Genomic DNA, 23,306 nt, shown 5'->3' on the forward strand with positions numbered 1-23,306 from the left:
GCCGTGCGCTCCGGCCGTGCGGGCGAGCTCGACGCGCGACGGGGACTGCGCCTGCAGGAGCTCATCGACGCCGCCGTGCGCTGATGCCCGGCGGGTATCGCAGGGCGGGGAACAGGTCCTGGACGCGGTGCCCGCCGCGGGCGGTCAGCCAGTCCTCCCTCTCCGGTAGCGTCCGGCTGCCGAAGCCGCGTACCCGGATCGAACTCCTGGGCCCCGGTGGGGAGCTCGTCTACGACACCTCCGCCATCGACCACGAGGAGGGCTGGCCGGTGCTGCGCGCCGAGTTCGCCGCCGCCGTGCGCTCCGGCCGTGCGGGCGAGCTCGACGCGCGACGGGGACTGCGCCTGCAGGAGCTCATCGACGCCGCCGTGCGCTGATGCCCGGCGGGTATCACAGGGCGGGGAACAGGTCTTGGACGCGGTGCCCGCCCCGCCAGAAGACTCGGAGGTGTCACAGGACACCACGAGAGAGGCGAGCGTCATGAAGGTCTTCCTCACCGGAGGCTCCGGCTACATCGGACGGGCCACCATCGAGGCCCTGGTGCGCCGCGGGATCCAGGTCGTCGCGCTGGCGCGCACCGAGGACTCGGCCCGGGTCGTCGGCGACCTCGGGGCCGCCCCCGTGCGGGGGGAGCTGACCGATACGGACGTGCTGCGGGCCGCCGCGCGCGCCGCCGACGGGGTCATCCACCTGGGCCAGCACTACGGTCCCGACACCGCCGAGGTCGACCGGGCGGCGGCCGAGGCACTGCAGGACGGCGCCGGGCCGCGGCCCTACGTGCACACCGGCGGGGCGTGGGTCTACGGCGACACCGACGGCGTGGCCGACGAGGACGCCCCGCTGTCCCCGCCGCGCCTCACCGCCTGGCGGCTGGAGAACGAGAAGCGCGTGCTGGCCCGGGCCGCGACCGGCGAACGGCCGGTCGTGGTCATGCCAGGCCTGGTCCACGGCCGCAACGGCGGACTGGTCGAGGCCTTCTATGCGGCTCCGGGCCGGGAGACCGGCTCCGTGCCCTGCGTGAGCGACGGCGCCAACCACTGGTCGACCGTGCACGTCGACGACGTCGCCGAGCTCTACGCGCTGGCCCTGAACGCCGCGCCCGGCTCGGTGTACGCCGGGGTCAGCGACCTCCACCCGACCCAGGCGGAGATCGCCCACGCGGTGGGCCGGGCGATCGGCCATCCCGGGTCGGTCCGGCACCTGACCGCGGCTGAGGCCGAGGAGCGGATGGGCCCCATCGCGGAGGCCTTCGCCCTGGACCAGCGGCTCACCGGCGCCCGGGCCCGCCGGGAGCTGGGCTGGCGTCCCTCCCGGCTCGACTTCGCGGCCGACCTCGCCCGCCCCTGAGCCTCTCCGCTGAGGAGTGCGGGCCGGGCGGATACGCTCGGAGGTGTCCGTCCCGGTGAGCAGGCGAGGAGGGGCCCGTGGATCTGGATCTGCGCAAGCTGCGCTACTTCGTCGCGGTGGCCGAGGAGCTGCACTTCGGGAGGGCGGCGCAGCGCCTGCACATCGCGCAGCCCGTGCTGTCGCGGCAGATCAGGGCGCTGGAGAACGAACTCAAGGTGCTGTTGTTCTCCCGTGACCGCCGCAGCACCGAGCTCACCCCGGCCGGCACGCAACTCCTCGCCGACGCCGGACCGCTCCTGGCGGCCGCCGACGCCACCCGCCGGCGCGCCGTCCGGGCGGCCCGCGGCCTCGCCTCCTTCACCGTGGGCTTCATGCCCGGACTGATCGTCACGAGTGCCGTGCGGGAACTCTCCCGCCGGCACCCGGACCTGTCGGTCGACGTCGTCAGGACGAACTGGGACGACCAGACGGAAGTGATCCTCGACGGACGCGTCGACGTCGGCTACGTCAGGATGCCCGTCGACACCCGCGGCCTGGCGACCCGCAGCCTCCTCGCCGAACCCCGCGTCGCCGTCCTGCCCGCGGACCACCCCTACGCGGGCAAGCCCGCCCTGCGCATCGCGGACCTCGCCGGCGAGCACCTCCTCCAGGATCCCGCCGCCGTCCCCGAGTGGCGGGACATCGCGCGCGAGCTCGCCGACCCGCAGCCGCGGCCGGCCGTCCCGGGCTTCCGTTCCGTCGAGGAGAAGCTGGAGAGCGTGGCGGCGGGCCGCGGCGTCGTCGTGCTGCCGCTCTCCACCGCGACGTACTACACCCGCGCCGACATCGCCCACGTCGCGATCGAGGACATCGGTCCCAACCGCGTGTTCCTCGCCTGGGACGGCACCCGGCACGACCCGCTCATCGAGGAGTTCGCCGACATCGCCGTCGCTCGCGCCGACTCGTCCGCCTGACCGCTGAACGGTTTCCGCACCCGCTCCGTACTGAGGGCACGGGGACGAGAGGAGAAGCCCCGCGCGAAGGCGCGACGGGGCGGCGGAGCGGGAGAGAGACGCCGATGAAGCTTGACGTGGTGGGGGAGCCGGGGCCGACGGGCATCGCGGGCGAGTCCGACGTCTGGGTGGAGAACTGGGGAGCGCAGGCCATGTGCCGGATGGAGGACCCGGACGTGCTGTTCGTCCAGGGCGCCGCCCAAAAGCGCGTCAAGGCCGTGTGCGGCGGATGCCCCGTGCGCACCGAATGCCTGGCCGACGCCCTCGACAACCGTACCGAGTTCGGGATCTGGGGCGGTATGACGGAGCGTGAGCGCCGCGCCCTGCTGCGCCGCCGCCCCACCGTGACCTCCTGGCGCACCCTGCTGCGGACGGCTCGCCAGGCCTACGAGCGGGGTCCGCGGCAGGCCTCGGCCTGAGCACCGGAGCAGGGGGGCCGGGCCCGTCGGGCCCGGCCCGTCGGCCTCGCGGCGACCGCTGGATCGCTCCTCAGGCCGGAGCCCCGTCGCGCTTGACCGCCGCGGTCACGGGCCGGTCCTCGACGTAGGCGTCGAACCCGACGATCCTGCCCTCCTCGACGGTGAAGACGTGCACGACCGCGGAGTCGAAGGCCTGGCCGGTGTCGCGTCCGGTGCCCTGGGTCCGCCCCACGGCGACGACCTGGCCGCCGGCCTCGAAGAGCCGCTCGATCTCGATGCGGCTCTCGATCAGGTCGAAGGTCTTCCTGAAGAACGCGGCGAAACCGGCCGGTCCGGAATACGTGCCGCTGTGGGGAAGGGCCTCGGTCACCCGGATCCGGATCTCGGGGGAGGCGATGGCCGTCAGCGTGTCGCGGTCGGAGCGCAGCATCGCGTCGTACATCGCCTCGGCGACCTCGCGTGGGGCCGAGGTCCCGGATCCGGGTGTCTCGGGCATGGCGATCTCCTGAGGTGATTCAAGGATCAACTGTTGGGAAGGTTGTCGGATCGTAGGCGAGCATAGGGGAGTCGTGGACCCGCTCGCCGGGCTGTCCGCGGACTGTCCAACGGCGCGGGTCTCAGAGGGTCTTGATCAGGCCGCCGTCGATGGTGAAGTCCGCTCCGGTGACGTTCCCGGTGCGGTCGCTGGCGAGCATGAGGACGAGGTCCGCCACCTCCTCCGGCGTGGTGAGACGTCCCGTGGCGAGACCGCCGAGGCCCGCGAGGAGCTCCGCGACCGCGCTGTCGAGGTCCTTGCCCATGGCCTGGGCCACCTGGTCGGCCATCCCGTTCTCGCCGGTCCAGATGTCGGTGGACACCGGCCCCGGGGCGATCGAGTTGACCCGGACCCCGAGCGGGCCGACCTCCTTGGACAGCGCCTTGGAGAAGTTGGTCAGGGCCGCCTTGGACGCGGTGTAGTCGATCACGCCGGGGTCGGGCAGGAAGGCGTTCACCGAGCTGACCGTGACGACGGCCCCGCGGGATTCCAGCAGTCCGGGCAGCGCGGCGCGGCAGGCCCGCACCGCGCTCATGAGGTTGAGGTTCATGGTCGCCAGCCAGTCCTCGTCGGTGACCGACAGGAAGCCCCCGAGCCGCGGCTGGACGGCGCCGACGTTGTTGACCAGGACGTCGATCCCGCCGAACCGCTCCACCGCGGTCGCGACCAGTCGCTGGACGCCTTCCTGGGTCGCGAGGTCCCCGGCCACCGGCACGACGTCGTACGACCCGGCGAGCTCCGCCAGGCCCGCCCCCGGGCTGCGGGCGCCGGCGACCACGCGCGCGCCCTCCTCCGCGAAGGCGCGGACGGTGGCGAGCCCGATGCCCCGGCTGGCTCCGGTGACGACGACGGTCTTGTCCTTGAGGTGCAGGTCCATGGCGAGCCTTTCTTGATTGATTGATACAGATCTCGGGCCCGGTCGTGATGGCGCGTTCCGGGCCGATGGTTGAAGGCTAAACCAATCTGGATCGTCCGATCAAGTAATTCCGGCCCGGCGTGACGCGCCCCACGGGGACGTGCACCAGCCTGGGCCGCAGTGCCCTGGTGAAGGAGGTCGGTCCGCACAGGTAGGCGCGCGTTCCGGGCGCCACCGCCGCCTGCGACAGGTCGGGCGCCCCCTGGCGGGCGTGGGGCGGTGCCCCCGCCGGGTCCTCGTACCAGACGTGCAGCCGGCCGCCGAGCCGCCGACGCACTCCTCCACCTCGAAGCGCGGTGGGTGCGTCCACGGTGTGCGGTCGTGGTGGAGCACGGTGACCGGCCTGCGCGATCCGGTGGCGCTCAGCTGCCGCAGCATGCTGGCCGGCGGCATGACGCCGATGCCGGAGGAGACGGGGGTGACGCACCGGGCCGCCCGCTCCCGTCAGGCGGGCCGCGTCATCCGAGCCCGTCGAGGAAAGCGGTCATCGCCTGGCGCAGCGCGTCCGGGCGCTCCAGATGGAGGTCGTGGCCCGACCCGGGAACGCCGACGGCCACCGCCCGCGGCTGCCGACGGCACATCTCCTCGGCCTCCTCGGCCCCGATGATCCCCCTCTCGGCCAGGACGACCAGCGTCGGGCACCGCAGTGCCTCCCACTCCGACCAGAAGTCCCGCTCCGCGTTCTCCCGCAGGGACGCGACCATCACGTCCCGGTCGAAGCGCGGCCACCAGCCGTCCTCGCGCCGTTCCAGGCCCTCCGCCCAGCCCCTGCCGACCGGGCCACCGCCGAGGAAGGCCGCGGCGGACTCCACCGAGGGGAAGGGCACCGGCCAGGAGTCCAGCCACGCCCCGATGTCCCCCGGAACGTCCGGGTTCGGGCCGCCGGGACCCGCCTCGACCAGCACCAGGGCCCGGACCAGGTCCGGACGGGCCGCGGCGGTCAGCATCGCGGTGTGGCCGCCGAGCGACTGGCCCACCAGGATCGCCGGCCCGGTCCCCGACTCCGCGATGACGGCGGCGGTGTCGGCGACGTAGGCCGCGCGGGAGACGTCCCCGGGACGCCGCTCGGAGGCGCCGTGCCCCCGCTGGTCCACCGCGACCACGCGATGACGGCGGCTCAGCCACCCCGCCGTTTCGTCCCATTCGCCCGCATGGCCGGCCAGGCCGTGCAGCAGGACCGCCGACGGCCCCGGACCGGGCAGGTCCCGGCACTCCAGCCGTACGCCGTCGCGGACCACGGTCATCCGGGACCACGTCATCACGAACCCCTTCCCCCTCCCGACGCGGGCAGCCGTGCCGCGTGCCGTCGCCCCGCACCCTGCCGGACGCGGCGGGCGCCCGCAAACGGCGCCCCCCGGTGCCGCCCGGAGAAGGGGCCTCCGGGTGCCTTTCGGCGGTTTCTTCCCGGCCGCCCACCCCGGTGGTACGGTCCGGTCCAGTCGTGGCCCCGTCCGGAGGGTGACGAGACGCACCCGAGGATCACCGGCGAGGGAGAGGCGCGACGTGAGACGGATGACGGCCCGTCCGGCGAACGGGCACCAGGCGCGAGTGCTGCGCCTGTTGCGCGACGCGGGCCCGCAGTCGCGGGCCGTGCTCGGCGACCAGGTGGAACTCTCCCGGTCCAAGCTGGCGGTCGAGGTCGACCGCCTCCTGGAGACGGGCCTCGTGGTCCCCGACGGCCTCGCCGCCTCCCGCGGCGGACGGCCCTCCCACAACGTGCGCCTCGCGCCCTCGCTGCGCTTCCTGGGCGTGGACATCGGCGCCACCTCGGTCGACGTCGCCGTCACCAACGCCGAGCTGGAGGTGCTCGGCCACCGTGCCGCGCGGTTCGACGTGCGCGAGGGGCCCGTCGCCGTGTTCGAGCAGGTGCTGGCGATGGCGGCCGAACTGCGCGCCACCGGCGCCGCGGAGAGCTTCGACGGGGCGGGGATCGGAGTGCCCGGGCCGGTGCGGTTCCCCGACGGCGTGCCGGTCGCCCCACCGATCATGCCCGGCTGGGACGGGTTCCCCGTCCGGGAGGTTATGAGCCAGGAACTCGGCTGTCCCGTCCTGGTCGACAACGACGTGAACCTCATGGCGCTGGGGGAGCAGCACGCCGGGGTCGCCCGCTCCGTGCGGGACTTCCTCTTCGTCAAGATCGGGACCGGCATCGGCTGCGGCATCGTCGTGGGCGGGCAGGTCTACCGCGGGGTCACCGGCAGCGCCGGGGACATCGGTCACATCCAGGTGGTGCCGGGGGGCATCTCCTGCGCCTGCGGCAACCGCGGCTGTCTCGAAGCCTACTTCGGCGGGAGCGCCCTGGCCCGGGACGCGGCCGCCACGGCGGCCGCCGGGGAATCGGCGGCGCTCGCCGACCGGCTGGCCGCTGCCGGGACGCTCACCTCCGCCGACGTGGCGGCCGCCGCGGCGGCCGGGGACGGTGCCGCCCTCGACCTCATCCGGCAGGGCGGCAACCGCACGGGCCAGGTCATCGCCGGCCTGGTGAGCTTCTTCAACCCCGGACTCGTCGTGATCGGCGGCGGTCTCACCGGTCTGGGGCACACCCTCCTGGCGAGCATCCGCAGTCAGGTGTATGGCCAGTCGCTGCCGCTGGCCACTGGCAACCTGCCGATCGTCCTCAGTGAACTCGGCCCGACCGCGGGCGTGGTCGGGGCCACGCGCCTGATCAGCGACCACGTCTTCTCGCCGGTGTGACCGACGGCGGGCACCGTCCGCCGTGACGGGCCCGTCCCACCCCCGGTTCGCCACGTCGTCTCCGTGCGTGCCGTTCCGGGCGCGCCCACGCCCCCTGCCCGCAGGTGAGTTGACCTCTTCCGGACTTTGTCCTGGAACCGGAAAAAGACCTTGCTGATTCCTGCGCAACTTCTTCCCCCACTGGACGGGCGCTGCTACTTTCCCATCGAAAGCCTGACGGAGCGGGACCGGCCGACGCCGGTCCGGTATCCCCATGCCGACGGCCGGGGGAGGTGAGGGGCACATGAGACGCATGACAGCTCGACCCGCCAACGCGCATCAGGCGCGGCTCCTGCGGCTGCTCCGTGACGGCGGTCCCAACTCCCGTGCCCAGATGGGGGACCAGATCGACCTGTCCCGTTCCAAGCTCGCCGTCGAGGTCGACCGGCTGCTGGAGACGGGTCTGGTCGTCGCGGACGGCCTGGCCGCCTCGCGCGGCGGGCGGCGTTCGCACAACATCAGGCTCGCCCCGGGCCTGCGCTTCCTGGGCGTCGACATCGGCGCCACCTCGGTCGACGTCGCCGTCACCAACGCCGAGCTGGAGGTGCTCGGCCACCTCAACCACCCGATGGACGTCCGTGAGGGACCGGTCGCCGTCTTCGAGCGGATCCTCGAAATGGCCGCCAAACTCAAGGCCGCCGGCCTCGCCGAAGGCTTCGACGGCGCGGGCATCGGGGTACCGGGGCCGGTGCGGTTCCCCGAGGGCGTCCCCGTCGCCCCGCCGATCATGCCCGGCTGGGACGGCTTCCCGGTCCGCGAGGCACTCAGCCAGGAACTGGGCTGCCCCGTCATGGTCGACAACGACGTGAACCTGATGGCCATGGGGGAGCAGCACGCCGGGGTCGCGCGCTCCGTGGGCGACTTCCTCTGCGTCAAGATCGGCACCGGCATCGGCTGCGGCATCGTCGTCGGCGGAGAGGTGCACCGCGGTGTGACGGGCAGCGCCGGCGACATCGGCCACATCAGGGTCGAGGCCGACGGACGCGCCTGCGCCTGCGGCAACAAGGGCTGCCTGGAGGCCCACTTCAGCGGCGCCGCGCTCGTCCAGGACGCCCTGGAGGCGGCCAGGTCAGGGCGGTCCGCCGCCCTCGCGGCCCGGCTCGAGGCGGCCGGTCAGCTGTCCGCCGTCGACGTCGCCGCGGCTGCCGCGGTCGGTGACGCGGCGGCACTCGAACTCATCCGCGAGGGGGGCAACCGCGTCGGGCAGGTCATCGCCGGGCTCGTCAGCTTCTTCAACCCCGCACTGGTCGTGATCGGCGGCGGCGTCACCGGCCTCGGCCACACGCTGCTCGCCAGCATCCGCAGCCAGGTCTACCGCCAGTCCCTGCCCCTGGCGACCGGCAACCTTCCCATCGTCCTGGGTGAACTGGGCCCCACCGCCGGCGTGATCGGCGCGGCCCGGCTCATCAGCGACCACGTGTTCTCCCCGGCCTGATCCCCCCACCGGCCAAGCGCTCCACCGGCACCACGGCACCACCGGCTCCACTGCACGCTCCGCACGCGCACGTGTCACCCGCACCCGCCGAGGGGATCGTCATGGCACCACAACCACCGGCACCGCCGCCCGCGACAGCGGCGCCGCTGCTCACCATGTCCGGCATCACCAAGTCCTTCCCCGGCGTCCGCGCCCTGGACGGCGTCGACCTGGACGTCCAGGCCGGCGAGGTGCACTGCCTCCTCGGCCAGAACGGCGCGGGGAAGTCCACCCTCATCAAGGTGCTCGCCGGGGCCCACCAGCCCGACGGCGGGGAGATCACCTGGCGCGGGGAACCGGTGTCGCTGAAGTCGCCGATCGCCGCCATGCGGCTCGGCATCGCGACCATCTACCAGGAACTCGACCTGGTCGAGGGGCTGTCCGTCGCCGAGAACGTCTTCCTCGGCCACGAACCGACCACCGCCGGCTTCGTCGTGCGCGGACGCGACGCACGCCGTGAAGCGGCCGTCCTGCTGCGCCGGCTCGGCCACCCCGAGATCGACCCCGCCCGCCGCGTCGGTGACCTCTCGGCCGCCCAGCAGCAGATCGTCTCGATGGCCCGGGCGCTCTCCCACGACGTGCGCCTCATCGTCATGGACGAGCCGTCCGCCGCGCTGGACCCCGAGGAGACCGACAACCTGCTGCGCATCGTCGGGCAGCTGACCGCAGACGGCGTCGCGGTCGTCTACATCTCCCACCGGCTGGAGGAGATCCGCCGCGTCGGCGACCGGGTCACCGTCCTGAAGGACGGCCGCGCGGTCGCCGGCGGACTCCCCGCCAAGTCGATGCCCACGCGCGACATCGTCGCCCTCATGACGGGCCGTGACGTCGAGTACGTCTTTCCGCCGCGTCCCGCGGGACCGCGCTCCGGCGATCCCGTCCTGCGGGTCGAAGGGCTCGCCCGCGACGGCGAGTTCGCCGCCGTGGACCTGGAAGTGCGCCCGGGGGAGATCGTCGGGCTCGCCGGACTCGTGGGCTCCGGACGGTCGGAGATCCTCGAGACGCTCTACGGTGCCAGGAAGCCCACCGCCGGCCGGGTGACCGTCGACGGCCGGCCCCTCAAACCCGGCAGCGTCCGCTCCGCCGTCCGCGCCGGTCTGGGACTGGCGCCCGAGGAGCGCAAGGCGCAGGCACTGCTGATGCTGGAGTCCGTCACGCGCAACGTGTCGGTGTCCACGCTCGCCCGCTTCTCCCGGGCTGGCTGGCTCGACCGCAGGGAGGAACGACGGGCCGCACAGGAGTCCACCCGGTCGCTGTCGCTGCGGCCCGACAACCCCGACGCCCGGGTGCGCACCCTGTCCGGGGGCAACCAGCAGAAGGCCGTCCTGGCCCGCTGGCTGCTGCGCGGCTGCCGCGTCCTGCTGCTCGACGAGCCGACCCGGGGCGTCGACGTCGGCGCCCGCGCCGAGCTGTACGCGGTGATCCGCCGGCTCGCCGACGACGGGCTCGCCGTACTCCTCGTCTCCAGCGAGGTCCCCGAAGTCCTGGGGCTCGCGGACCGGGTGCTGGTACTCCGTGAGGGACGCGTCGTGCACACGGCGCCCGCGACGGAGCTGGACGAACACCGCGTACTCGACCTCGTCATGGAAGGGAGCCCGAGCTGATGACACAGCCCGCTTCCCAGGCCCCGCAGGCACCGACGCCGCCCGCGGACGCGTCCCCCGTCACGAAGGGCGGCGGCCGGCGTCCGGCGCTGGGGCTCCACGCCGACGTCCGCAACCTGTCCCTGCTCGGCGTCCTCGCCGCCCTCGTCCTGGTCGGGGGCATCACACAGCCCGACGCCTTCCTGGACGTCTCCAACCTCCAACTGGTGCTCACGCAGGCGTCCGTCATCGGTGTCGTCACCGTCGGCATGACCTTCGTGATCACCAGCGGGGGCATCGACCTGTCCGTCGGCGCGATCGTCGCGCTCTCCTCCGTGTGGGCGACGACCCTCGCCACCCAGGAGTACGGCTTCGCGGGCATCCTCTTCACCGCGGTCGTCGTCGGCGTCGGCTGCGGGCTGGTCAACGGGGTGCTCATCGCCTACGGCGGCATGGTGCCGTTCATCGCGACCCTCGCCATGCTCGCCTCGGCACGCGGGCTCGCCCTGTACCTCACCGACGGCAAGACGCAGATCGTCACCGTGAACTCGGTGCTCGACCTCGGCCTTCCCGCCAGCTACGTCCTCGGCATCCCGCCGCTGGTGCTGGTCTTCGCCGGGGTCACCGTCATCGGCTGGCTGGTGCTGAACCGGACGACGTTCGGGCGCCGGACCGTGGCCGTCGGCGGCAACGCGGAGGCGGCCCGCCTCGCCGGCATCGACGTCCGCCGGCAGCGGCTCTACCTCTACCTGCTGTCCGGGCTGTGCTGCGGCATCGCGGCCTTCATGCTGATCATCCTGTCCGGCTCGGGCCAGAACACCAACGGAAACCTCTACGAACTCGACGCCATCGCCGCGGCGATCATCGGCGGCACGCTGCTCAGCGGCGGCCGCGGCACGATCGTCGGCTCCGTCCTGGGCGTCCTGGTGTTCATCACCATCCAGAACATCTTCGCCCTCAACAACCTGGAGAGCGCCGTCCAGCAGATCGCCAAGGGAGCGATCATCGTGGCCGCCGTCCTGGTCCAGCGCAGCACCGTGCGCAACGGCGACGGCTGACACAGCCCGTCGCCCCCGCTCCACCCGACAACCCGCACGCGCCCCGCACCGCCCTATCCCGGAGGGTTTCACCGCCATGCCACGAATCCCGGTCACCAGCCGCAGAGGACTGCTCTTCGGCGCCGCCGCCGTCTCCGCCGGAGCGGCCCTCACCGCCTGCACCAGCAACGAGCCGAAGAAGGCGGGCACGGCCGCCACCAAGGCCCCGGCCGCCGACGACAAGCCCGGCACGCCGGTCACGATCGGCTTCGCCGGCCCGCAGGCCGACCACGGCTGGCTCAACGCCATCAACCAGAACGCCAAGGACCGCGCCGCGAAGTACTCCGAGGTGACGCTGGAGATCACCGAGGGCTCCAACGACACCGCCGCCCAGATCGGGCAGATCCAGACGCTGATCAACAAGAAGGTCGACGTCCTGGTCATCCTGCCGGCCGACGGCAAGGCCCTCACCCAGGTGGGCCTGCAGGCCATGAAGGCCGGCATCCCGGTGATCAACCTGGACCGGATCTTCGCCTCCCCGCAGGCGTACCGCTGCTGGATCGGCGGCGACAACTACGGCATGGGGCTCAACGCCGGCCGCTACATCGGCGAGCAGCTCAAGGACAAGCCGGACGCCAAGGTCGTCGAGCTCGCCGGCATCGACAACCTGGAGCTGACCCGGCAGCGCACCCAGGGCTTCGACGACGCTCTGAAGAACTACCCCAACATCAGGAAGGTGGCCCGGCAGGCCGCCGAGTTCACCGTCGAGACCGGCCAGGCCAAGATGGCCCAGCTGCTGCAGGCGCAGAAGCAGTTCGACGCGCTGTGGAACCACGACGACGACCAGGGCGTCGGTGCCCTGCGCGCGATCGCGCAGGCGGGCCGTGACGAGTTCTTCATGGTCGGCGGCGCGGGGTCCAAGTCGGCGATGGACGCCATCAAGGCCGACAACGGCGTGCTGAAGGCGACCGTCCTGTACCCGCCCACCATGGCCGCCTCCGCCATCGACCTGGCCCGAGCGCTCGGACAGAAGAAGGGCGTCGGCGGGTTGTCGGAGCTGGAGATCCCCGCGTCGATCACCCTGTACTCGGCCGTCGTCACCAAGGAGAACGTCGACGAGTACCTGCCGACGGGCTTCATCTAACAGATCCGCCCCGCCCGTCCGAACCGAGCAACCGACGAGGAGCAACGGCATGGCTGATATGGCCGGCAAGGAAGACAGTGAGGCAGGGGCCGCTTCGCCGGCGCTCGGCATCGGCATGGTCGGCTACGCCTTCATGGGCGCCACCCACTCCCACGCGTGGCGCACCGTGGGCCGCGTGTTCGACCTGCCGATGAGGCCCGTCCTGGCCGCGATCGGCGGCCGGGACGAGGGGGCGGTGCGGGCCGCGGCCGCCCGGCACGGCTGGGCCGCCGCGGAGACGGACTGGCGGGCACTGGTGGACCGGGACGACGTCCAGCTGGTGGACGTGTGCACCCCCGGGGACAGCCACGCCGAGATCGCCATCGCGGCGCTCGAGGCGGGCAAGCACGTCCTGTGCGAGAAGCCGCTGGCCAACTCGGTCGCCGAGGCGGAGGCCATGGCCGCGGCGGCCGAGTTGGCGGCCGCCCGCGGCCAGGTGGCCATGGTCGGCTTCAACTACCGGCGGGTGCCGGCGGTCGCCTACGCCCGCCGGCTCATCGCGGACGGGAGGGTGGGCACCATCCGCCACGTGCGGGTGACCTACCTCCAGGACTGGCTCGTCGACCCGGACTTCCCGCTGACCTGGCGGCTGAAGCGCGAGTACGCGGGCTCCGGGGCGCTCGGTGACCTCGGCGCTCACGCCGTCGACCTCGCGCAGTACCTGGCGGGGGAGCACCTGGTGGGGGTCTCGGCGCTCACCGAGACGTTCGTACGGGAGCGGCCCGAGCTGGCCGGCACGTCGTCGGGGCTGTCGGGCTCCGGGAGCACCCGGCGGGGGCCGGTCACCGTCGACGACGCGGCGCTGTTCACCGGGCGGCTGGCCTCGGGGGCGCTCGCCTCCTTCGAGGCCACGAGGATGGCCTCGGGGCGCAAGAACGCCCTGCGGCTGGAGATCAACGGCGAGCGCGGCTCGCTCGCCTTCGACCTGGAGCGGCTGAACGAGCTGTCGTTCCACGACCACACCGAGCCCGCCGACTCGGCCGGCTTCCGGCGGATCCTGGTGACCGAGCCGGGCCATCCGTACCTGGAGGCGTGGTGGCCGCCCGGCCACGCGCTCGGTTACGAGCACACCTTCACCCACCAGGCGCGCGACCTCGTCCTCGGGATCGCCGAAGGGGTCGCCCCGGCGCCGTCGTTCGCCGACGGGCTGCAGGTGCAGCGGGTCCTGGCGGCGGTGGAGGAGAGCGCCGAGAAGAACGCCGTCTACACCCACGTCCCCGCCTGACCACGCCCGTATCGAGGAGGCCCTTGCCGTGCCACGACCCTTCACCCTCTTCACCGGCCAGTGGGCCGACCTGCCCCTGGAGGAGGTCTGCCGGCTCGCCCGCGACTTCGGTTACGACGGGCTCGAACTCGCCTGCTGGGGCGACCACTTCGAGGTCGACAAAGCCCTGGCCGACCCCGCCTACCTGGACGGGCGGCGGGCGCTGCTCGACAAGTACGGCCTGAAGTGCTGGGCGGTCTCCAACCACCTGGTCGGACAGGCCGTCTGCGACAACCCGATCGACGAGCGCCACAAGGGGATCCTGCCCGCCCGGATCTGGGGCGACGGTGAGCCGGAGGGCGTCCGGCAGCGGGCCGCGCGCGAGCTGGCCGACACCGCGCGCGCCGCGGCCGCCTTCGGGGTGCGCACCGTCATCGGCTTCACCGGCTCTTCGATCTGGCACCTGGTCGCCATGTTCCCGCCGGTCCCGGAGCGGATGATCGAGCGCGGCTTCGAGGACTTCGCCGAGCGGTGGAACCCGATCCTGGACGTCTACGACGCCGAGGGGGTCCGCTTCGCCCACGAGGTCCACCCGGCCGAGATCGCCTACGACTACTGGACCACGCACCGCGCGCTGGAGGCCGTCGGCCACCGGCCGGCCTTCGGGTTGAACTTCGACCCGAGCCACTTCGTGTGGCAGGACCTCGACCCCGTCGGGTTCCTGTGGGACTTCAAGGACCGCATCTACCACGTCGACTGCAAGGAGGCCCGCAAGCGCCTCGACGGCCGCAACGGGCGCATGGGCTCCCACCTGCCGTGGGGCGACCCGCGGCGCGGCTGGGACTTCGTCTCGGCCGGGCACGGCGACGTGCCGTGGGAGGACGTGTTCCGGATGCTCCGGTCGATCGGATACGACGGCCCGATCTCCGTCGAGTGGGAGGACGCCGGGATGGACCGCCTCGCGGGCGCCCCGGAAGCGCTTTCCCTCCTGAAGCGGTACGACTTCGATCCGCCCGCGGCGTCCTTCGACGCCGCGTTCGGAGGCAACGACTAGGCGTCACCGCAGGTCACAGCACACATCCCGCAGCCCGGCGGCCGCCGCCGCCGGGCCTGTCGGGCTGCCCGGGCCCGGCTTTGTCCTGGCGCTGGAGAAAGTTCAACTTATTCACCGCGCAAGGCCTTTCGGTCCGGGACGAACCCGGCTACCGTCCCTGAGGTGTACAGGACACAGGCCTGAAACACGAGGCCGGTCCTGAGCGGCACCCGACCAGCGTGACGGCGCACGCCGGTCCCCGGATCTTCCGCACGGCAGCTGCATCCGCCCGTACGACCTTCCCGGAGGACACACGTGCACAGAAAACGGCCCGGAGCATCCAGAACCCGATTCCGGCAGGGACTCGCGCTCCTCACCGGCGGCCTCCTCGCCGCCACGTCCCTCGTCATCTCCGCCCCCTTGGGCGCCTCGGCCCGGCCCCTCGACACGGAGCCCGCGGCCGCGGCGGCGGAGGAGTTCCAGCAGGTCACCCTCGCCAAGGGGGAGCCCGAGACGGGCGAGCCCATGTCCCTCGCGGTCCTGCCCGACCGCAGCGTGCTGCACACCTCGCGCGACGGCGAGCTGCGCAGGACCGACGCCGCCGGCACCACCACCGTGATCGGAACGGTCCCCGTCTACACGCACGACGAGGAGGGCCTCCAAGGCGTCGGCATCGACCCGGACTTCAGCGAGAACCGGGCGATCTTCCTCTACTACGCGCCCCCGCTCGACACCCCCGCAGGCGACGCCCCCGACCAGGGGACGGCCGAGGACTTCGCCAAGTTCGACGGCGTCAACCGGCTCTCGCGCTTCACGCTGAACGCCGACTGGACCCTCGACAACGCCAGCGAGAAGAAGGTCCTCGACGTCGCCACGACCCGCGGCATCTGCTGCCACGTCGGCGGTGACATCGACTTCGACGCCCAGGGCAACCTGTACCTGTCGACCGGCGACGACTCCAACCCCTTCGCCTCCGACGGCTACGCGCCCATCGACGACCGCCCGGGCCGCAACCCCGCCTACGACGCCCGCCGCACCTCCGGCAACACCAACGACCTGCGCGGCAAGCTGCTGCGGATCAAGGTCGCCGACGACGGTTCGTACACGATCCCCGAGGGCAACCTCTTCGCCCCGGGCACGGACAGGACCCGGCCCGAGATCTACGCCATGGGCTTCCGCAACCCGTTCCGCTTCAGCGTCGACAAGAAGACCGGCATCGCCTACGTCGGCGACTACGGACCCGACGCCGGCGCGGCCGACCCCAAGCGCGGCCCCGGCGGCCAGGTCGAGTTCGCCCGCGTGACGAAGGCCGGCAACTTCGGCTGGCCCTTCTGCACCGGCGACAACGACCCGTACGTCGACTACGACTTCGCGACCGGGCAGTCCGGCGCGACCTTCGACTGCGCCGCGCCGAAGAACGACTCGCCGTACAACACGGGCCTGACCGACCTGCCGCCCGCGCAGGCCGCGTGGATCCCCTACGACGGCGGTTCCGTGCCCGAGTTCGGCTCCGGCTCCGAGTCCCCCATGGGTGGCCCGGTCTACCGGTACGACCCCGAACTGGACTCCCCGGTGAAGTTCCCCGAGGCCTACGACGGCGACTTCTTCGCCGGCGAGTTCGGGCGCCGCTGGATCAAGCGCATCGACCAGGGCGAGGACGGCACGGTCCAGTCCATCAACGACGTGCCCTGGACCGGCACGCAGATCATGGACATGGCCTTCGGCCCGGACGGCGCGCTGTACGTCCTCGACTACGGCACCGCCTGGTTCGGCGGTGACGAGCACTCCGCCCTCTACCGGATCGAGAACGCCACCGACGGCCGCTCCCCGAGCGCCGAGGCGTCCGCGAACAAGACCTCGGGCACCGCACCGCTGAAGGTCACCTTCTCCTCGGCCGGCACCACCGACCCCGACGGCGACACGCTCGCCTACAGCTGGGACTTCGGCGACGGCGGCACCTCCACCGCGGCCGACCCCGCGCACACCTACCGTACGAACGGCACCTACACCGCGACCCTCACGGTGAAGGACCCGACCGGGCGCACCGCGACCGCGAGCGTCCAGGTCGTCGTCGGCAACACCGCGCCCAAGGTGACCCTGGAACTACCCGCCGAGGGGGCCCTGTTCAGCTTCGGCGACGAGATCCCGTTCAAGGTGACCGTCACCGACCCCGAGGACGGGACCGTCGACTGCTCCAAGGTCAAGGTCACCTACGTCCTCGGCCACGACAGCCACGGCCACCCCGTGACCTCCGTCAACGGCTGCTCCGGCGCCATCAAGACCTCCGCCGACGGCGGCCACGACCCCAACGCCAACATCTTCGGCGTCATCGACGCCGAGTACACCGACGGCGGGGGCGGCGGCCAGGAGGCGCTGACCGGCCACGACCAGGCGCAGCTGCAGCCGCGCCACCGGCAGGCCGAGCACTTCACGGGCTCGTCCGGCGTCGACCTCTTCGACAAGGCCGAGGCCCACGGCGGCCGCACCGTCGGCAACATCGACGACGGCGACTGGATCTCCTTCAAGCCCTACAACCTCACCGGCTCCGTCCGGCTGACCGCCCGCGTTTCCTCCGGAGGCTCCGGTGGCTTCCTCGAGGTGCGCACCGGCTCGGCGACCGGCCCGATCCTGGGCTCCGCCCCCGTACCGGTGACCGGCAGCTGGGAGACCTTCCAGGAGATCGACGTACCGCTGCGCGCCGTGCCGAAGAAGACCACCGAGCTGTTCCTGGTCTTCAAGGGCGGCTCCGGGGCGCTCTACGACCTCGACGATTTCGAGCTCTCCAACGTCCCGGCAGACCGCGCCGCCAAGCGCGTCCTGGTCTTCTCCAGGACCGCCGGGTTCCGCCACGACGCCATCCCCACCGGCGTCGCCGCGCTGAAGGAGCTCGGCGCCACCGCCAACATCACCGTCGACGCCACCGAGGAGCCGCGTCAGTTCACCAGCAACAACCTGGCGCGCTACGACGCGGTGGTGTTCCTGTCGACCACCGGTGACGTCCTCAACGCCGATCAGCAGCAGGCGTTCGAGAATTACGTCAAGGGCGGGGGCGCCTACATGGGCGTCCACGCCGCCGCCGACACCGAGTACGACTGGCCCTTCTACGGCGGCCTCGTCGGCGCCTACTTCCAGGGGCACCCGCAGATCCAGAAGGCCACCGTCCGCGCCGAGGACCACACGCACCCCGCCACCGCGCACCTCGACGAGGCCGGCTGGGAGCGCACCGACGAGTGGTACAACTACCGCACCAACCCGCGCGGCCAGGCCCGCGTCCTCGCCACCCTGGACGAGACCACCTACCAGGGCGGCACGATGAAGGGCGACCACCCGATCGCGTGGTGCCAGACCTACCAGTCCGGGCGCTCCTTCTACACCGGTCTCGGGCACACCAAGGAGTCCTACGCCGAGCCGGCCTTCCGCCAGCACCTCCTGGGCGGACTGCGCTACGCCGTCGGACAGGTCAAGGCCGACTGCAAGCCGCAGACGGGCTACCGCGACCTGTTCAACGGGTACACCTCGGAGGGCTGGAAGCAGGCGGGCCCCGGCAAGTTCAACGTCGTCGACGGTGAACTGCGCACCGAGGGCGGCATGGGCCTGCTGTGGTACCAGGCCAAGCAGTACGGCGCGTACTCCCTGAAGCTCGACTGGAAGATGGACGGCGACGACAACTCCGGTGTCTTCGTGGGCTTCCCGGCCTCCGACGACCCCTGGTCAGCGGTGGACAAGGGCTACGAGATCCAGATCGACGCCTCCGACGCCCCCGACCGCACCACCGGCTCCGTCTACAGCTTCAAGTCGGCCAACCTCAAGGCCCGCGACCAGGTGCTGCGTCCCCCGGGCCAGTGGAACAGCTACGAGATCAAGGTCCAGGGTGAACGGCTCCAGGTCTTCCTCAACGGAGTCAAGATCAACGACTTCACCAACACCGACCCCGCCCGCAGCCTGAAGGACGGCTACATCGGCCTGCAGAACCACGGGGCCGACGACCAGGTGTCCTTCCGGAACGTACAGATCAAGGAACTTCCCTCCTCGTAGGGCAGTCCCTGCCGGCACCCACGAGCCGGCGGCGGGCGGGGAGACGCCGTGCCCCCGCCCGCCGCCCCCCACCACTCGCACCAGGGAGGCAGCCGTGACGAACCCCCCCGCCCCGGCACCGGCATCGGACCACCGGTCGCCCGCACGCACCGGAGTGTGGCTCATCGGAGCCCGCGGCTCCGTCGCCACCACCGCCGTCGCGGGATGCGCGGCGATCACCGCCGGGCTCCACCCCGCGACGGGCATGGTGAGCGAGACCGCTCCCTTCGCCTCGGCCGGCCTTCCACCACTCCCTTCCCTGGTCTTCGGCGGCCACGACACGGCCGCCTGCCCGCTGGGCAAGCGGGCGGAACAGCTCGCGGAGGGCGGCGTGCTGCCGTACGGCCTGCCGGCCGCGCTCCGCGCCGAACTCGCCGCCGCCGACGCCGAGATCCGCACCGGCGGCCCGCTCCCCGGCGACACCCGCGGTGACGAGGAGCTGATCGCGGCGTTCGCGGCGGACATCACCGCCTTCACCCACCGCCACGACCTGGCGCGGACCGTCGTCGTCAACGTCGCCTCCACCGAGCCCGTTCCCGAGCCCGGGAGCGACCGCCTCCCGGCGAGCTCCCTCTACGCGGCGGCGGCGATCGAGGCCGGATGCGCCTACGTGAACTTCACCCCCTCCACCGGGATACGGACCCGGGACCTCGCCGAGGCGGCCTCCGCCCGCGGCCTGCCTCACGCGGGACGGGACGGCAAGACGGGGCAGACCCTGCTCCGCTCCGTCCTCGCCCCGATGTTCGTGCAACGCGCGCTGTCGGTACGGGCCTGGTCCGGCACCAACCTGCTCGGCGGCGGCGACGGGGCGGTCCTCGCCGACCCCGCGGCGGCCGCGGCGAAGAACGCCGGCAAGGAGCGCGTCCTCGCCGACGCCCTCGGCGCCGCCCCCGAGGGCGAGGTGCACATCGACGACGTCCCCGCCCTCGGCGACTGGAAGACGGCCTGGGACCACATCGCCTTCGACGGCTTCCTCGGCACCCGCATGGTCCTCCAGACCACCTGGCAGGGATGCGACTCCGCCCTCGCCGCCCCGCTCGTCCTCGACCTCGCCCGCTTCGCGGCCCGCGCCCAGGAGGCCGGTCTGAGCGGACCCCTCCCCGAGCTGGGCTTCTACTTCAAGGACCCCGACCCGGGCGCCCCCGCGGCGCTCTCCGAGCAGTACGGGGAGCTGCTGGCCCTCGCCGTGAGGCTGGGGGAGTCCCGGTGAGGGCACCGGGAGCGGGGCGGCTGCGGGCCCTGGCCGTCGTGGCGGCCCTCGGCGTCGTGACGGCGTTCGCCGCGCGCCACCCAGCGCGCGGCACGGTGCACGACACCGTCCCGCGGGGCGGGGCGGCGCGCGGCACCCACCGGCCCGGGGCGGAGGAGGGGGCCGCCCCGGGCGGGTGCGACGACGCCCGGCCCGCCGGGCCCGGGAGCGCCGACGACGCCGGCGACGCCGAGGCGGAACGGCCCGCACCGGCCCCACGGCTGTGGGACTGGGCCGAACTCCTGCGCGTCTCCGCCCTGTTCACCGTCCCGGGCGACGCCCTCGCGGGCGCCGCCGCGACGGGACGCGGTCCCCGCCGCGGCACGTTCCTCGCCATCGGCAGCTCGCTGTGCCTCTACCACGCGGGCATGGCGCTCAACGACTGGGCCGACCGCGACGAGGACGCCGTCGACCGCCCCCACCGGCCCCTCCCCTCGGGCCGGATCAGCCCAGCCGCCGCCCTGACGGCCGCCGGGGCGCTCACCGCGGCCGGCCTGGCGCTCGCGGCCCGCGCGGGACGCGCCCCGCTCGCCCTCGCCACCACCCTCGCGGCGACGGTCTGGGCGTACGACCTGCGTCTTAAGCACACGGCGGCGGGACCGGCCGCCATGGCCACCGCACGCGCCCTCGACCTCGTGCTCGGCGCGGCGGCCACCCGTCCCCGGGCGCTCGCCGCTGCGCTGCCCCACGCCGCCCTGCTCGGCGCACACACCTACGCGGTCACCACCGTCTCCCGCAACGAGACGCAGGGCGGCTCCAGCAGGGCACCGCTCACAGCGCTGGTCACGACCACGGCGATCGCCGCCGTCACGGCCGACGCCGCCCGGACGCTGCACCACCTGCGTGCGTCCACACGCCCGCCGTCGGCCACTGCCCGGCACGGGTCGGGCGGTGGCCGGCGCGGGCGACCGGCCCCGAGGACGGAGCAACCACCGGCCCTGCCCCACGTCCTGACGGCACTGGCCTCCGCGGCCTACGCCGGCACGGCGCTCACCCCCTTCCTGCACGCGGCTCTCAACCCGTCACCGCAGCTCACCCAGCGCGCGGTCGGCGGCGGGATCCGCGCCATGATCCCGTTGCAGGCCGCCCTGGCGGCCCGCTCCGGCTCGGGAGCATCCGCGGCGGCCGTCCTCGCCCTCGGCCCCGTAGCCCGCCGGGTCGCCAGGAAGGTGAGCCCCACATGAGCCTGCGCCTCGGCTACGGAACCAACGGCCTCACCGACCTCCGCCTCGATGACGCCCTCTCCCTCCTCGCCGACCTGGGCTACGACGGCGTCGGACTGACCCTCGACCACATGCACCTCGACCCGCTGGCACCCGACCTCGCCGCCCGCACCCGGCGCCTCGCGGGACGGCTGTCCGCGCTCGGCCTCGAGGTCACCGTCGAGACCGGCGCCCGCTACGTCCTCGACCCGCGCCGCAAGCACGGTCCCTCCCTCCTCGACCCGGACCCCGACGCCCGCGCCGCCCGCACCCGGTTGCTCGTCCGCGCCGTCCAGGTCGCCGCCGACCTCGGGGCCCACGCCGTGCACTGCTTCAGCGGGATCACGCCCGCCGGCACGTCGTCCGCAACCGCATGGCAGCGGCTCGAAGGCGCCCTCGCACCCGTCCTGGACGCGGCGTCCACCGCGGGGGTCCCGCTCGCGGTCGAGCCCGAGCCCGGTCACCTCCTCGCGTGCCTCGACGACTTCCACCACCTGCGCGGCCTGCTCGGCGACCCCGAACCCCTCGGACTCACCCTCGACATCGGCCACTGCCAGTGCCTGGAACCGGCGCCCCCCGCAGACTGCGTCAAACAGGCCGCCCCCTGGCTCCGCCACGTCCAGATCGAGGACATGCGCCGCGGCGTCCACGAACACCTCCCCTTCGGCCACGGGGAGATCGACTTCCCGCCCGTCCTCCAGGCCCTGGCGGACACCGGCTACGAGGGCCTGACCGTCGTGGAACTTCCCCGCCACTCCCACGCCGGACCCGAACTCGCCCGCACCTCCCTCGACTTCCTGCGCTCCCACACCCCCGCGAACGGAGCCACGGCATGACGACACCCACCCGCGAGGGCCTCCAGGGCCGGCTCGGCGACGCCGCCGGCGCCTGGCTCGACGCGGCCCTTGCCGAAGCCGGAGCCGCCCGCGACGGCACCACGGACGACGACACCCCCACCACACCCTCCTCCGTGCCCGCCTGGGAACAGCGCTTCGCCTCCGCGGGCCGCCACTGCGGCCAGGAGCACGCCGACGCCGCCCGCGTGCTGCTCCTACGGGAGGCCCGCGCCGACGCCGCCACGCTGACCCGCCTGTACCGGCAGGGCACCGCCGCGGAGCGCCGCGCCGTCCTCCTCGCGCTGCCGCACCTCGCGCCGGCCCCCGCCGACGGGGTGCCCCTCGTCGAGGACGCCCTGCGCACCAACGACACGCGGCTCGTCGCCGCCGCCGTCGGCCCCTACGCCGCGGAGCACCTCGACCCGCACACCTGGCGTCACGCCCTCCTCAAATGCCTGTTCACCGGAGTGCCGGTGGACGCGGCCGCCCGGCTCGAGGACCGGGCACGCGGCGACGCGGAACTGGCCCGCATGCTCGGCGACTACGCGGCGGAACGCACCGCCGCGGGCCGGCCCGTCCCCGCGGACCTCCACCGCGCCCTCGCCCTGACGTCCCGGACGGAGGAGTCCTGATGCGCATCTTCGACCCCCACATCCACATGACCTCCCGCACCACGGACGACTACGAGGCCATGTACGCCGCCGGTGTCCGCGCCCTGGTCGAACCCTCCTTCTGGCTCGGTCAGCCCCGCACCTGCCCCGAGTCCTTCTTCGACTACTTCGACTCCCTCCTGGGCTGGGAACCCTTCCGCGCCGCGCAGTACGGCATCGCCCACCACTGCACCGTCGCCCTGAACCCCAAGGAGGCGAACGACCCGCGCTGCCTCCCCGTCCTCGACGCGCTGCCCCGCTTCCTCGTCAAGGACAACGTCGTCGCCGTCGGCGAGATCGGCTACGACTCGATGACCCCCGCCGAGGACACCGCCCTCGCCACCCAGCTCCAGCTCGCCGCCGACCACGGACTGCCCGCCCTCGTCCACACCCCGCACCGCGACAAGCTCACCGGGATGCGCCGCACCATCGACGTCGTCCGCGAGTCCGCGCTCGACCCCGAGCACGTCCTGCTCGACCACCTGAACGAGACCACGGTGAAGGAGGCCGCCGACAGCGGCTGCTGGCTGGGCTTCTCCATCTACCCCGACACCAAGATGGACGAGGACCGCATGGTCGCCGTGCTGAAGGCCTACGGCACCGAGAAGACGCTGGTCAACTCCGCAGCGGACTGGGGGAAGAGCGACCCCCTCAAGACCCGCAGGACCGCGGACGCGATGCTCGCCGCCGGCTTCACCGCCGACGACGTCGACCAGGTCCTGTGGCGCAACCCCGTCGCCTTCTACGGCCGCAGCGGCAAGCTGCAGCTCGACGTCCCGGCCCCCGCGGACCTGCACGAGGGCAACTCCATCCTCCGCGGCGGGGAATGAGGAGGCGGT

19 protein-coding genes and 1 pseudogene are annotated in these 23,306 nt (G+C 73.0%); 17 read left to right on the forward strand and 3 right to left on the reverse strand.

Annotated elements, in window-relative coordinates; genetic code table 11:
- Positions 1-140 precede the first annotated feature (140 nt).
- The 4 genes and pseudogenes from PV410_RS14645 to PV410_RS14660 all read left to right on the forward strand — a co-directional run.
- Positions 141-377: pseudogene (locus PV410_RS14645) on the forward strand (gfo/Idh/MocA family oxidoreductase); the annotation flags it as partial.
- Between the two features lie 70 nt (positions 378-447).
- Positions 448-1,347, forward strand: coding sequence for an NAD-dependent epimerase/dehydratase family protein (locus PV410_RS14650; RefSeq protein ID WP_500324629.1), 900 nt, complete (start codon positions 448-450; stop codon positions 1,345-1,347).
- Between the two features lie 77 nt (positions 1,348-1,424).
- Positions 1,425-2,300 (forward strand): LysR family transcriptional regulator, encoded by an 876-nt coding sequence (locus PV410_RS14655; RefSeq protein WP_500324630.1) that lies wholly within the window; start codon positions 1,425-1,427, stop codon positions 2,298-2,300.
- 104 nt (positions 2,301-2,404) lie between these two features.
- A complete protein-coding gene (locus PV410_RS14660; RefSeq protein ID WP_500324632.1) occupies positions 2,405-2,758 on the forward strand; it encodes a WhiB family transcriptional regulator in 354 nt (117 codons plus the stop codon).
- Between the two features lie 70 nt (positions 2,759-2,828).
- On the opposite strand, the gene PV410_RS14665 is transcribed toward PV410_RS14660, so the two are convergent.
- The 3 genes from PV410_RS14665 to PV410_RS14675 form a co-directional block, all read right to left on the reverse strand.
- Positions 2,829-3,254, reverse strand: a complete 426-nt coding sequence (locus PV410_RS14665) for a nuclear transport factor 2 family protein (protein ID WP_500324633.1) — start codon at positions 3,252-3,254, stop codon at positions 2,829-2,831.
- A gap of 121 nt (positions 3,255-3,375) precedes the next feature.
- Positions 3,376-4,170, reverse strand: coding sequence for an oxidoreductase (locus tag PV410_RS14670; protein ID WP_500324635.1), 795 nt, complete (start codon positions 4,168-4,170; stop codon positions 3,376-3,378).
- A 497-nt stretch (positions 4,171-4,667) separates the two neighbouring features.
- Positions 4,668-5,468, reverse strand: a complete 801-nt coding sequence (locus PV410_RS14675) for an alpha/beta fold hydrolase (RefSeq protein ID WP_500324637.1) — start codon at positions 5,466-5,468, stop codon at positions 4,668-4,670.
- 253 nt (positions 5,469-5,721) lie between these two features.
- On the opposite strand from PV410_RS14675, the gene PV410_RS14680 reads away from it, so the two are divergent.
- The 13 genes from PV410_RS14680 (at position 5,722) to PV410_RS14740 (ending at position 23,297) form a co-directional block, all read left to right on the forward strand.
- Complete coding sequence (locus PV410_RS14680; protein ID WP_500324908.1) at positions 5,722-6,903, forward strand: ROK family protein; 1,182 nt, start codon at positions 5,722-5,724, stop codon at positions 6,901-6,903.
- A 292-nt stretch (positions 6,904-7,195) separates the two neighbouring features.
- Positions 7,196-8,377, forward strand: coding sequence for an ROK family protein (locus PV410_RS14685; protein ID WP_500324639.1), 1,182 nt, complete (start codon positions 7,196-7,198; stop codon positions 8,375-8,377).
- A gap of 101 nt (positions 8,378-8,478) precedes the next feature.
- Complete coding sequence (locus PV410_RS14690; protein WP_500324640.1) at positions 8,479-10,020, forward strand: sugar ABC transporter ATP-binding protein; 1,542 nt, start codon at positions 8,479-8,481, stop codon at positions 10,018-10,020.
- Positions 10,020-11,057 carry an ABC transporter permease gene (locus PV410_RS14695; RefSeq protein ID WP_499515838.1) on the forward strand — a complete coding sequence of 346 codons (1,038 nt, stop codon included), beginning with the start codon at positions 10,020-10,022 and terminating at the stop codon, positions 11,055-11,057. Before PV410_RS14690 ends, PV410_RS14695 begins: the two co-directional genes overlap by 1 nt.
- Positions 11,058-11,142: 85 nt before the next feature.
- Positions 11,143-12,180 carry a substrate-binding domain-containing protein gene (locus PV410_RS14700; protein WP_500324910.1) on the forward strand — a complete coding sequence of 346 codons (1,038 nt, stop codon included), beginning with the start codon at positions 11,143-11,145 and terminating at the stop codon, positions 12,178-12,180.
- A 49-nt stretch (positions 12,181-12,229) separates the two neighbouring features.
- Positions 12,230-13,444, forward strand: a complete 1,215-nt coding sequence (locus PV410_RS14705) for a Gfo/Idh/MocA family protein (protein ID WP_500324642.1) — start codon at positions 12,230-12,232, stop codon at positions 13,442-13,444.
- 28 nt (positions 13,445-13,472) lie between these two features.
- The gene (locus PV410_RS14710; RefSeq protein ID WP_499515840.1) at positions 13,473-14,477 is read left to right on the forward strand and encodes a sugar phosphate isomerase/epimerase family protein; all 1,005 of its coding nucleotides are present in this window, start codon (positions 13,473-13,475) and stop codon (positions 14,475-14,477) included.
- Positions 14,478-14,771: 294 nt separating this feature from the next.
- Positions 14,772-18,491, forward strand: a complete 3,720-nt coding sequence (locus tag PV410_RS14715; RefSeq protein ID WP_500324643.1) for a ThuA domain-containing protein — start codon at positions 14,772-14,774, stop codon at positions 18,489-18,491.
- Positions 18,492-18,585: 94 nt separating this feature from the next.
- A complete protein-coding gene (locus PV410_RS14720; RefSeq protein ID WP_500324644.1) occupies positions 18,586-19,740 on the forward strand; it encodes an inositol-3-phosphate synthase in 1,155 nt (384 codons plus the stop codon).
- The gene (locus PV410_RS14725; RefSeq protein ID WP_500324645.1) at positions 19,737-20,963 is read left to right on the forward strand and encodes an SCO3242 family prenyltransferase; all 1,227 of its coding nucleotides are present in this window, start codon (positions 19,737-19,739) and stop codon (positions 20,961-20,963) included. Before PV410_RS14720 ends, PV410_RS14725 begins: the two co-directional genes overlap by 4 nt.
- Entirely contained in the window at positions 20,960-21,817 is an 858-nt protein-coding gene (locus PV410_RS14730) for a sugar phosphate isomerase/epimerase family protein (RefSeq protein ID WP_500324646.1), read from the forward strand. The genes PV410_RS14725 and PV410_RS14730 overlap by 4 nt, the downstream gene beginning before the upstream one ends.
- Positions 21,814-22,449, forward strand: a complete 636-nt coding sequence (locus PV410_RS14735) for an EboA domain-containing protein (protein WP_500324647.1) — start codon at positions 21,814-21,816, stop codon at positions 22,447-22,449. Before PV410_RS14730 ends, PV410_RS14735 begins: the two co-directional genes overlap by 4 nt.
- Positions 22,449-23,297 (forward strand): TatD family hydrolase, encoded by an 849-nt coding sequence (locus PV410_RS14740; RefSeq protein ID WP_500324648.1) that lies wholly within the window; start codon positions 22,449-22,451, stop codon positions 23,295-23,297. Before PV410_RS14735 ends, PV410_RS14740 begins: the two co-directional genes overlap by 1 nt.
- Positions 23,298-23,306 lie beyond the last annotated feature (9 nt).

This window comes from Streptomyces sp. PA03-5A (genome assembly GCF_033792725.1).
Lineage (GTDB): Bacteria > Actinomycetota > Actinomycetes > Streptomycetales > Streptomycetaceae > Actinacidiphila.

Coding starts and splice junctions, on each gene's coding strand:
- PV410_RS14680 (WP_500324908.1), top strand. CDS start 5,722: ATGACGGCCCGTCCGGCGAACGGGCACCAGGCGCGAGTGCTGCGCCTG.
- PV410_RS14675 (WP_500324637.1), bottom strand. CDS start 5,468: ATGACGTGGTCCCGGATGACCGTGGTCCGCGACGGCGTACGGCTGGAG.
- PV410_RS14660 (WP_500324632.1), top strand. CDS start 2,405: ATGAAGCTTGACGTGGTGGGGGAGCCGGGGCCGACGGGCATCGCGGGC.
- PV410_RS14690 (WP_500324640.1), top strand. CDS start 8,479: ATGGCACCACAACCACCGGCACCGCCGCCCGCGACAGCGGCGCCGCTG.
- PV410_RS14665 (WP_500324633.1), bottom strand. CDS start 3,254: ATGCCCGAGACACCCGGATCCGGGACCTCGGCCCCACGCGAGGTCGCC.
- PV410_RS14705 (WP_500324642.1), top strand. CDS start 12,230: ATGGCTGATATGGCCGGCAAGGAAGACAGTGAGGCAGGGGCCGCTTCG.
- PV410_RS14735 (WP_500324647.1), top strand. CDS start 21,814: ATGACGACACCCACCCGCGAGGGCCTCCAGGGCCGGCTCGGCGACGCC.
- PV410_RS14730 (WP_500324646.1), top strand. CDS start 20,960: ATGAGCCTGCGCCTCGGCTACGGAACCAACGGCCTCACCGACCTCCGC.
- PV410_RS14695 (WP_499515838.1), top strand. CDS start 10,020: ATGACACAGCCCGCTTCCCAGGCCCCGCAGGCACCGACGCCGCCCGCG.
- PV410_RS14670 (WP_500324635.1), bottom strand. CDS start 4,170: ATGGACCTGCACCTCAAGGACAAGACCGTCGTCGTCACCGGAGCCAGC.
- PV410_RS14685 (WP_500324639.1), top strand. CDS start 7,196: ATGACAGCTCGACCCGCCAACGCGCATCAGGCGCGGCTCCTGCGGCTG.
- PV410_RS14740 (WP_500324648.1), top strand. CDS start 22,449: ATGCGCATCTTCGACCCCCACATCCACATGACCTCCCGCACCACGGAC.